This window comes from Streptomyces sp. SID4985 (genome assembly GCF_009863025.1).
Classification (GTDB): Bacteria; Actinomycetota; Actinomycetes; order Streptomycetales; family Streptomycetaceae; genus Streptomyces.
On sequence record NZ_WWIR01000187.1, the window covers coordinates 1 to 10,764 of the forward strand.

The 10,764-nt window shown below is 67.3% G+C and carries 7 protein-coding genes and 2 pseudogenes; 4 read left to right on the forward strand and 5 right to left on the reverse strand.

Annotated features, from left to right (window positions below):
• Positions 1–365: ROK family protein (locus tag GTW40_RS07435; protein ID WP_161179363.1), on the forward strand; the 365-nt coding region annotated here is incomplete at its 5' end.
• Between the two features lie 471 nt (positions 366–836).
• Positions 837–3,557: a pyruvate, phosphate dikinase gene (ppdK, locus tag GTW40_RS07440; protein ID WP_161179364.1), complete on the forward strand. Its 2,721-nt coding sequence runs from the start codon at positions 837–839 to the stop codon at positions 3,555–3,557.
• 552 nt (positions 3,558–4,109) lie between these two features.
• On the opposite strand, the pseudogene GTW40_RS07445 reads toward ppdK, so the two are convergent.
• From GTW40_RS07445 to GTW40_RS07455, 3 genes and pseudogenes are all read right to left on the reverse strand, one after another.
• Positions 4,110–4,848, reverse strand: a pseudogene (locus GTW40_RS07445) (transposase family protein).
• Between the two features lie 195 nt (positions 4,849–5,043).
• Positions 5,044–6,687, reverse strand: coding sequence for a HEPN domain-containing protein (locus GTW40_RS33690; protein ID WP_161179365.1), 1,644 nt, complete (start codon positions 6,685–6,687; stop codon positions 5,044–5,046).
• 812 nt (positions 6,688–7,499) lie between these two features.
• Positions 7,500–7,898: pseudogene (locus tag GTW40_RS07455) on the reverse strand (SAM-dependent methyltransferase); the annotation flags it as partial.
• A gap of 30 nt (positions 7,899–7,928) precedes the next feature.
• On the opposite strand from GTW40_RS07455, the gene GTW40_RS32540 reads away from it, so the two are divergent.
• Together GTW40_RS32540 and GTW40_RS07460 are read left to right on the forward strand one after the other, a co-directional pair.
• On the forward strand, positions 7,929–8,066 hold the full coding sequence (locus GTW40_RS32540; RefSeq protein ID WP_202485537.1) for a hypothetical protein: 138 nt from the start codon (positions 7,929–7,931) through the stop codon (positions 8,064–8,066).
• Between the two features lie 120 nt (positions 8,067–8,186).
• Positions 8,187–9,008, forward strand: a complete 822-nt coding sequence (locus tag GTW40_RS07460) for an aminoglycoside phosphotransferase (protein WP_161179366.1) — start codon at positions 8,187–8,189, stop codon at positions 9,006–9,008.
• Positions 9,009–9,087: 79 nt separating this feature from the next.
• Here GTW40_RS07460 and GTW40_RS07465 read toward each other — a convergent pair whose 3' ends face one another.
• Positions 9,088–9,714 (reverse strand): class F sortase, encoded by a 627-nt coding sequence (locus GTW40_RS07465; protein WP_161179367.1) that lies wholly within the window; start codon positions 9,712–9,714, stop codon positions 9,088–9,090.
• A 129-nt stretch (positions 9,715–9,843) separates the two neighbouring features.
• Positions 9,844–10,416, reverse strand: a complete 573-nt coding sequence (locus GTW40_RS07470) for a hypothetical protein (protein ID WP_161179368.1) — start codon at positions 10,414–10,416, stop codon at positions 9,844–9,846.
• Positions 10,417–10,764: the final 348 nt, after the last annotated feature.

Sequence of the window (10,764 nt, forward strand, 5' to 3'; positions counted from 1 at the left end):
CGGAGGCGGGGGTGCCGGCCGAGTCCGGCTCGGACGTACGGGAACTCCTCGCGGCGGGCGACCCCCGGGCGGCCGCGCTGGCCCGCGAGGCCGGGCGCCAGGTCGGAGACGTCCTGGCCACCGTCGTCACCCTGCTCAACCCGGGCGTCCTGATGATCGCGGGCGACCTCGCGGGCACCCCCTTCGTGACCGGCGTACGCGAACTCCTCTACCAGCGCGCCCTGCCCCGCTCCACGGCCCACCTGGACGTCGTCACCGCGCGGCTGGGGGAGCGGGCGGGGGTGATCGGCGCGGGGGCGCTGGTCGTGGAGCATCTGTACGCGCCGGAGCGGGCGGAGGAGCGGTTGGCGGCGCTGGGGGTCTGAGCGCGCGGGGCGCCTGAGCGCGCGGGGGGTCTGAGTGTGCGAGGCGCCGTGCGGCGGTGCGTGTCGGACGTGTTTCCGGCCCGGGTCGGCCGTCCGCATGGTGAAAATCCGGGGCCTGTGGCAGCGTGATTCTCGCCACCCTTGATAAGGGGAGCGCTCAGATGAGCGGATCTTCGGCGGTTGCACTTCTCCAAGGGGTGGCACTCGGTGCCACCCCTTGGCCGTTCAATGATCGAAATCAAACGCGCCGAAGTCCGCTCATGTGAGCGCACTGGTCCGCCTGAACGGAGGCTTGCGTTCAAGAGTTGAAAACACGAGTGGCCGTCCCGTTGCCCCGCCTTTGCTTTAGATCCTGTGGCAGACGGCTGGTTACAGGCTTATGACGCACTGCTGGACGTACCCAGACGCCTTCGATCTGGGTATGTTCCTCGCCGTCAGGGCAGCCACCGCGGCCTCAAGGAGTCGAGACCCGTGCCGGAAAACAAAGAGCCTCACGTAGCGAAGTTCGTCTACGACTTCACCGAGGGGAACAAGGACCTCAAGGACCTGCTCGGTGGCAAGGGCGCCAACCTCGCCGAGATGACCAACCTCGGACTGCCGGTCCCTCCCGGCTTCACCATCACCACCGAGGCGTGCAAGGTCTACCTCGACAGCGGGGAGGAGCCCGCGGCACTGCGTGACGAGGTGAGTGCGCACCTCGACGCGCTGGAGCAGCGGATGGGCAAGAAGCTCGGCCAGGCCGACGACCCGCTGCTGGTCTCCGTCCGCTCGGGCGCCAAGTTCTCCATGCCCGGCATGATGGACACCGTCCTGAACATCGGCCTGTCGGACAAGTCCGTGAAGGGCCTGACCAAGCAGGCCGGCGACGAGCGCTTCGCGTGGGACTCGTACCGCCGCCTGATCCAGATGTTCGGCAAGACCGTCCTCGGCGTCGACGGCGAGCTGTTCGAGGAGGCGCTGGAGCGGGCCAAGGAGGCCAAGGGCGTCCAGGTCGACACCGAACTCGACGCGGCCGACCTGAAGAAGCTGGTCACCGCCTTCAAGAAGATCGTCAAGGGCGAGGCGGGCCGGGACTTCCCGCAGGACCCGCGCGAGCAGATGGACCTCGCGATCAAGGCCGTCTTCGAGTCCTGGAACGGCGACCGGGCCAAGCTCTACCGCCGCCAGGAGCGCATCCCGGGCGACCTCGGCACCGCCGTCAACGTGTGCTCCATGGTCTTCGGCAACCTCGGCCCCGACTCCGGCACCGGCGTCGCCTTCACCCGCGACCCCGCCTCCGGCCAGCAGGGCGTCTACGGCGACTACCTCCAGAACGCCCAGGGCGAGGACGTGGTCGCGGGCATCCGCAACACCGTCTCGCTGGCGGAGCTGGAGAGCATCGACAAGGCGTCGTACGACCAGCTCATGCAGATCATGGAGACGCTGGAGAACCACTACCTCGATCTCTGCGACATCGAGTTCACCATCGAGCGCGGCAAGCTGTGGATGCTCCAGACCCGCGTCGGCAAGCGCACCGCGGGCGCGGCGTTCCGTATCGCCACCCAGCTCGTCGACCAGGGCCTGATCGACGAGACCGAGGCGCTCCAGCGGGTCAACGGCGCCCAGCTCGCCCAGCTGATGTTCCCCCGCTTCGACGAGGACGCCAAGGCCGAGCAGGTCGGGCGGGGCATCGCGGCCTCGCCGGGCGCGGCGGTCGGCAAGGCGGTCTTCGACTCGTACACCGCCGTCAAGTGGTCCCGCTCGGGCGAGAAGGTCATCCTGGTCCGCCGGGAGACCAACCCCGACGACCTGGACGGCATGATCGCCGCCGAGGGCATCCTCACCTCGCGCGGCGGCAAGACCTCCCACGCGGCCGTCGTCGCGCGCGGCATGGGCAAGACCTGTGTCTGCGGCGCGGAGGAGCTGGAGGTCGACACCAAGCGGCGCCGGATGACGGTGCCGGGCGGTCACGTGGTCGAGGAGGGCGACGTCATCTCCATCGACGGCTCGTCCGGCAAGGTGTACCTCGGCGAGGTCCCGGTAGTCCCGTCTCCCGTGGTGGAGTACTTCGAGGGCCGGATGCACCCGGGCGCCGACGACGCCGACGAGCTGGTCGAGGCCGTGCACCGGATGATGGCCTTCGCCGACCGCAAGCGCCGCCTCCGCGTGCGCGCCAACGCCGACAACGCCGAGGACGCGCTGCGCGCCCGCCGCTTCGGCGCCCAGGGCATCGGCCTGTGCCGCACCGAGCACATGTTCCTCGGCGACCGGCGTGAGCTGGTGGAGCGGCTGATCCTGGCCGACACGGAGACGGAGCGCGAGGAGTCCCTCAAGCAGCTGCTCCCGCTCCAGAAGAAGGACTTCGTCGAGCTGTTCGAGGCGATGGACGGCCTGCCGGTGACGGTACGTCTCCTCGACCCGCCGCTGCACGAGTTCCTCCCCGACATCACCGAACTGTCGGTCCGCGTCGCCCTCGCCGAGTCCCGGCAGGAGCCGCACGAGAACGAACTCCGCCTCCTCCAGGCGGTCCACCGCCTCCACGAGCAGAACCCGATGCTGGGCCTGCGGGGCGTGCGCCTCGGCCTGGTGATCCCCGGCCTCTTCACCATGCAGGTGCGCGCCATCGCGGAGGCGGCGGCCGAACGCAAGTCCGCCAAGGGCGACCCGCGCGCCGAGATCATGATCCCGCTCGTCGGCACCGTCCAGGAGCTGGAGATCGTCCGCGAGGAGGCCGACCAGGTCATCGCGGAGGTCGAGGCGGCGACGGGTACGCGTCTGAAGCTCGCCATCGGCACGATGATCGAACTCCCGCGCGCCGCGCTGACCGCCGGTCAGATTGCCGAGGCGGCCGAGTTCTTCTCCTTCGGCACGAACGACCTCACCCAGACGGTGTGGGGCTTCAGCCGGGACGACGTGGAGGCGAGCTTTTTCACGGCGTACCTGGAGAAGGGCATCTTCGGCGTCAGCCCGTTCGAGACGATCGACCGGGACGGGGTGGGCTCGCTGGTCAAGTCGGCCGCCGCAGCCGGTCGTTCGACCCGTCCCGACCTCAAGCTCGGCGTCTGCGGCGAACACGGCGGCGACCCGGAGTCCGTCCACTTCTTCCACGAGGTCGGCCTGGACTACGTCTCCTGCTCCCCGTTCCGCATCCCGGTAGCCCGCCTGGAGGCGGGCCGCGCGGCTACGGAGTCCAGGGGCAGCGACCACCGCTGATCCCCCCGGGGGCGGCGCTGTCGTCTCCCTCCCAACCCCGGACCCGTCGTCGGTCCCCGACCCTCACCACCGATCGACGACGGGCTCCGGCGCCACAAAGAAGGGGCGGCATCCTGTGCGGGGGTGCCGCCTCTTTGGGCATGGGGTGGAAGGACTGTCAAGATGCGGCGCGGACCAGGCCGGATGGCGTTTGCTGGCGTTGGCTGCCGTCGAACCTGCGCGGAGCTGTTGTGCCCTCGTTGTGCCCTGGGGGTGCGGCTTGGGCATGTCACGTTCGGTGGCGGTCGCCAGGGGTGCGTCCCTGTGGCTGTTCTCTACAGCCACAACTGATCACGCGGGCCGCGACCTGCGGCCGCCTAATCGATCAATGCCCTGGCCTGCTGCCGAGCTGTCGGCACCTGTCGACGGTGGTCACCATTGAGCGCCCTTCCGCGGCCCGAGGACGGCCCGGGAGGCGCTCGTGCGTGAGCGCCGCTTTACAAGTTCGAACCGAGCCTGCTCGGGCTGCGGCCGTCGGCTGATGCGAGGGCCAGACACTGAGCCTTTCCAACCTCAGTTTGAGCAGGTGAGGTGGAGGGTGAGGACGGCTTGGACGAGGCTGGTGATGCGGCTGGTCGAGCACCGGAGCTTGCGCAGGAGCAGGTTCGACCAGGGCCCGGATCCTGGCCTGCGAGCGGTTCACGGCCTGTTGGCCCTCGGACAGGTTCTTCCAGCGGCCTAGGTATGGCACGCGGACAGCTGGTTGGGCGCCCTGGTAGCCCTTGTCCGCCCAGCAGTTGATGTCTGCCGAGGTGAGGGCGTCAAGGATGCCATGTTCGCGTGCGGCGCGGATGTCATGGACGGCTCCGGGCAAGGCGGGTGAGGCCCACAGGACACGTCCCGCCGGATCGGCGAGGACTTGGACGTTCATGCCGTGCTTCTTGTGCTTGCCGGAGTGGAACGGCCGGTCGGCGGCGATCCGGTCAATGGGCAGGAGAGTGCCGTCGAGCAGGACGAACGCCTTCCTCGACGCTTCGCGGACGGCTTGTACGAGCGTGGGTGCCAGGGCGGCCAGAAGGTCGACGGCTTCGGTGATGTACCGGTAGGCCGTGGTCGTGCCGATGCCGAACCCGGCCGCGAGTTGGGCATAGGGCTGCCCATTGCGGAGGTGGCCAAGGGTGAGCACGGCCTGTCGGCTGGCGCTCAACCTGCGCCACCGGCTGCCGATCGCACGGCGCCGTTCGCGGATACGGGCAGTGAGGAAGCGAAGATGTGAGCTGGGCAGGTTCAGTCCGGACGGGTAGACAAGCACGTGAAGCCTCTGGCGGTACTGGTGATCTTGGTCGTGAACCCGTCTACCAGGAGCTTCACTCGTCTGTCACGCCAACCGCCGCATCGACACGGCAGGTTGGAAAGGGCTCACTGATTTTGTTGCCTGAGCTGGTGACCTCTGCAACGCAAACGCAGCGAGCTGCCATAGGATGCGCGAGTCTTGGGCCGCTCCATGTCATTCTTCTTTCTGCTGTTTCGACGTCGAAGCGATGCCCAGGAGAGTCATCGATCCTCGTTCAGCCGCATCTTTTGCCGAGAGAAGTTCGGGAATTCGGTAAAGTGCCCGCATGCTACTGAGGGCGGTTTCGAGCGCCGATTCTGCCGCTGAATGCAACTGCACCAAAGATGGCTCCGACTTACCGTGAACGATATTACTGCGCATCGTATAGATCTTCTTGAGCTCCCTGAAAAGTTCGAAGCGCTTGTCGAAGTCGTTAGGTTCTAGAATGTGAGCGATGGATCCGCAGACGCGCAGGTTGGTTTCCGGCGTTCCGCTGAACATATTTTCCCAGGCGAGTACGGCGTCTACCAGAATGTCGGCCGGCTCCAGCCTCCCATTCGCAGCTTTGACGATTCGTCGCAGCGCAACGTTTAGATTTTTCGGATGACTCGTTTCAAGAGTAGACGCCCAAGCTCGGGCCTTGGTGGCATAGGCTTGGTCGATTTCGATTCCCTTCACTACGGGCGTGAGCTGCTTGACGCTGTACATGGTGGGGTAGAAGAAAAATGGATGCAGCACGCCAGTGAATGCCGGGTAGCCACCAGAAGGGCAGGGATCGTCAGAGGCCATCAAGAGGGAAAAAGACGCGCGAGTTACGATTTCATCAAGCGTTTTATCCCATATGTCAAATTCAGTCTGGAACTTCGCTACATCCGGTTGCGTGACCCCGTTCTCGGTGAATTCAACCTTGCAAACATTGAGCAGCTTTATGGGGAGATTGAACGTGAGGGTTGGTTGAATGAACGTGTGATACTGGCTTCGGTGATAGAACTCTCGGTTGGCTAGTTTCGCTCGTCCGAGCGACAAGCTAATTCCTTCCGATACGGCCAGACCTCCCAGGCCGATGGCTACCGGCAGGTGGGTCTCCTCTCCTCTAGCCAGTGCGCGCATCTCATCGAGAACGCGCGAGATCTCTGTAAGGAAGCGGCTCATAGAAGGTTTGCCGCTCAGGGTAATTCTCCGGAACGCTCCGTTTAGGACGTGGACGCCTAGGCTGTGTACTTGTAGTGGCAGACAACCCCGAATGTTTGAGGTTGTCACGAGGGATGTCGCCGAGTTCAATTCGCGCATCAATTCCCGATCGGACAAGTCGAGCAAATGGCTAGACCCAGGGAATAGGCGACTGAGATCGGGGTCGCCGAGTACCTTCCTCTCCAATCCCTTTCCGCTGGAGTGTGCTGAGATTTCAGCGCCACACGCAAAGTGTGAATTCAATGGATCAGGGGACGGAGGGGAGATGAGGAAACCCGGGTAGAGTTGGCGTCCAACTGAGAGCAGAGAATTAAGTAGTGCATCGTCCGTCTCTGGGGCGGGAGGCGGAAACTCTCCACCGCAAGACTCACGGATTGCGTTGGCGATGGCAGTGTCATTGACGTATCGGCAAAGGTAGACGGCGAGATTGTCCGATCGGACATCAGGGTGTTCCGTCGCGGTCGCTTTCGAGACTTCGTTCATAATTGCGAGTCCGGCAGCTTGTGCTGAGTTGCTCGGGCTGTATGCAAACTCGCCTTCGTCTAGGGCCAGAACATAGCGAACAAAGTGTTCCCCAAAAAGCAACGTAGCCGAGTGGTTTGACAGGTCGACATGGGAATCGGACACCGGTTACCTCCTATTTTTGCCTGGCTACCAGGTGGGGAGAACTCTATTGGAAGCTCACGGCGAAGTCGCCTTCTTTACGAACAGGACCCGAGCGGACATCCTGGGGATCAGGAAGCGTAGATGAACTGCGGGCGCCCGGGTCACGAGAACCTTGCTTGTCCTTCGGCTACTGCGGCAGGAAGCCCGCCTTAGCCTTACCAAGATCACGCAACCGTGCCAAGTAGTCATTGGCGGCAACAAGGGTTTCGGCAATCAGAAGCGTTCGGGGACCAGCTCCGTGAGATGCGCGGAATCATGCGACGGAGCATCGGCGTCCCTTCCGCGGCGGCCTAGGTGGTTCATCAGCCCACAACCCACCTCAGCTCCCTTCCCGTCCGCCGTGGACCCACACACCGTGGAGCGGGCGTGGTTCATGGCGTCCAGATGGAGCGCGCCACTGTACGAACGACCTGGACGCCATGGGCCGCGTCTGCTCGGCTTCGCCTGGGTCGATGGCGGACGGGAAGGGAGTTCCCCGCGCACGCCACTGCGGACCCGCGGCCGGGAACGGCGCCCGGTGCCGGCCGATCCCCCGCCGGAGGCTCTGTTCTTGACCGTGGCCGCGCTATGCGGTGATCGACTCATGGCCACCCGGCCCTATTCACATGCGGGCGCGCGTCGGCGCAGCGCGGGCGGGAGCGGGCCGAAGGCAGGAGCGGCGCCCGCAGCGGAGCCGGAGCTTCATGGAGTAATGAAAGTTGTACCGCGCTGCCAGCGCTAGACGGGCTGCGCGACAAAGGCTGCTCCTTCGTGAGTGCTCACCACCGTTGACATCAGACGTCGATGCCAGTAGGGGCCCTTCCCATGGCCAGTAGATGCGAACTGGCGGCAAGCAACTCTGGGTAAGGTTCGGCCATGCGGGCCGCTTCCACGGCAGACGCAATCAGCTCATCTGTTGGTCCTTCGCCCGGCTGTTGCTCTGCCGCCTTCACCAGCGACCACGCGGGGCCCTCGATTCCGAAGACCTGTACGTCGGTCAGTCCGGATGTCACCAGCTCCGTAGCCAGTTCCTCAGCCCTGTGAAAGTAGGACAGGGTGAACCCTCGCACACCGTCATAGACGGCCGTCTCTAGGAGCTTTGAGACGGAGTCACGGATTCGCTCCTTGTGAAGATGGGCGTATGTCACGTGCTCGAAAAGCGAGGCGTACCGGTTGCTTGCTACTGCCGCGACCTACTGCCAACACGGAAGCGAGGACGCGTCATGACCGCTGTCATGGTGGAGATCAGCCCCCGACCGCAGGCCATGGAGGAGCCCGAGGGAGTGATCCTCCTGGACGACCTGGAGGTGCTCGCCGAAGGGGCCGTCCCGGGCTGCAACGACGACAACCCGTACCGGTAGACGACCGGCCGCGCAGGCCGCGGGGGCTTCCGGGCGTTCTTCCGTCCGAAGTCCCCGCACCACTGGCCGCCCACACCCACGCCCACGCCCGCACCCGCTTCCGTGGAAGAGTGAAGCCCCATGGCGACCACCCGCATCGGGCTCGACCGGCTGCCGCCCGCCGCTCGCGCCGCCGTCGAAGAGCGCACCGGGCCCCTTCTCGTGGTCGAGGACGCCGCCGAGGGCTTCAACAGTGAGATCGCGGCCCGCGTCACCTCCGCCACGGGCACCTGGCACATCAAGGGCCTGCGCACCGATCACCCCCGCGCCTGGACCCAGCGCCGGGAGGCCGCCGTCGCCCCGTTCCTCACCGGCCTGGCTCCTGCTCTCCGCTGGCGCGTCGAGGCCGCCGGTTGGGATCTCCTCGGCTTCGAAGTGCTCGGCGGCCACCACGCCGACTACGCCCCCGGCTCCCCCGATCTCACCGAAGTCGCCTCCCTCCTGCGCCGCCTCGGCGAGACCCCCTGCCCCGTCATCGAGCTACGTCACGCCGAGCAGCGTCTGGAGCACTACACCGTCGACCCCGACGACCTCCGCTTCTTCGCCGGGACCCACCTGCTCCACACGGACCTGAACAACGCCAACGTCCTCGTCGACGATCACGCTGCCGAGGGCGATCGGGCCCGCCTGGTCGACTGGGCCTGGGCAACCCGTGGAGCGGCGTGGCTCGATGCCGGGTACTGGGTCATCTGGCTCGTCGCCGCCGGTCACGCCCCCGCATCCGCCGAACGCTGGGCCGCCGAGATCCCCTCCTGGCACACCGCGCCCGCCGATGGCATCACCGCCTTCGCCGCCGCCAACGCCAACGTCTGGTCCGAGATCAGCACGGCCGACCCCGACCCGTGGACTCTGCGCCTCGCGGCTGCCGCCACCGCCTGGCACGCACACCGCAGGACTGGTTGAACCGAACCCTCACGCGCGTGGGCGAAACGAGAGGTCGGGCGGAGCCGATTCGGCCGGTGCCTCTCAGGGCAGGTTGTGGTCAGCTGGGCCGACTGCCCGTCAGGTGGGCGAAGACGACCACGTTCCCCTGGTACCCCGTCGACTTGGAGTACCCCCCGCCACAGGTGATGACCCGCAACTCCGGCCGCGCGGCGGCTCCGTACACCTTCTCGTCCGGGAAGTTCTTCGCGGAGTAGACCTCGACCGCGTCGACCGCGAAGACCGCGATCGTGGCGTCCTCGCGGTCGATCTCGATCGTGGTGCCGCGTTTGAGGGCGCCGAGGTCGTAGAAGACGGCGGGGCCCTCGGTGTTGTCGACGTGGCCGGCGACGACGGCGGTGCCGGTGGAGCCGGGGGCGGTGCCGGCCTCGTACCAGCCCGCCAGGTTCTTCTCCGCCGGGGGCGGGACGTCCAGGCTGCCGGAGGGGGCCAGGGAGAGGCCCATCAGGGGGGCGTTCACGTGGATCGCGGGGATGCGGACGCGGGTCGGCGGGGACGGGTCGAGGGCGGGGGCCGCGCTGTGTTCGGCGCCCGGTTCGGGGCGGCCCTCGGCGGCGGAGGGCTGGGGCGGGGCGTGCGGGCCGGTGCCGTCGCCGAGCAGCCAGACACCGGCGGCCAGCGCCATCACCGTCACGGCGGCTATCGCCGCGTCACCCAGTCTGCGCATGTGAACCCCCTTCCCGTGCACACGCCTCCCACGAGGCCAAACCCCCGTCCCCCTCCGGGCCGCGAGGGGCATCGGACCCGGAGGGGGCGGGACGTGCGGTACCGGCCGACGGACAGCGGAGGGTGTCCGTCAGATCCCGTCGCCTCTCGCCCGGCGATGCAGGAGCCAGGTACCGCCCGCGGCGGCGACGGCCAGCGCCGCCACACCCGCCGCGGTCTGTGAGGGGCCGGGGCCTGGCGCCCCACCCACCCCGGTCTTCAGGCTGCCGCGCGGCTGCGTCTGCGGCCCCGCCGCGCTCAGCGCCACCTTCAGGTCGCCCCGCACCTGCCGGTCGTCCTCGGCACACCGCGCGACGATCTCGTACGTCCCCGGCTGCGCGCCCTCCGGCACCCGGAACTGGCCGATCGCCTCGCCCTCGTGCGTACTCGGCGCCAGCGGGAACGTCCCGGACCCCACCGCGCCCGCGTCCCCGAGCGCGCCGCCCTGCCCGCCGCACGCCGCCGTGTTCACCGTGACCTGGCTGCCCGGCGTGGTCGTGGACGGATACACCTGGAGGCCGCTCGCCGCGCCGCCAAGGCGCAGGCTCCCGGCCACGGCGGGCCGCAGCGGGGCCGCGTCCGCGTGGGCCACGGGAGCGGTGGCGAGTCCCGCCGCGGCCGCGGCGAGCGCGGTACCTGTCAGCAGACGGGCGGTGCGACGCATGGTGCTCTCCAGGGCTTGTCCGACTCGTGGTGCGACTCGTCCAGGGGCGAACGCCCCTGCCCTACCGAGGTAAAGGCCAGAGCGGCCGCCCCGCCTCCCGGGAACGCGGCCCCACTGCGGAGAACGGGTGGTTGTCACCGGCCCCCACATGGGCTAGTGGTGGTGTATCGCGGCAGGTCAGGGGCTGGTGCGAAGTGACAGAGGAAGAGCACACGAATGGAGCGACGGGCACAGATGAACGGGTGACCGGTCCGACGGGGCGTCAGCGGATCCCGGCCCGCTCCTCGTCACCGCCGGAACAATCAAGCGCCCACTCCCCGTCACCCCCACCACACCAAACCCCCGCCC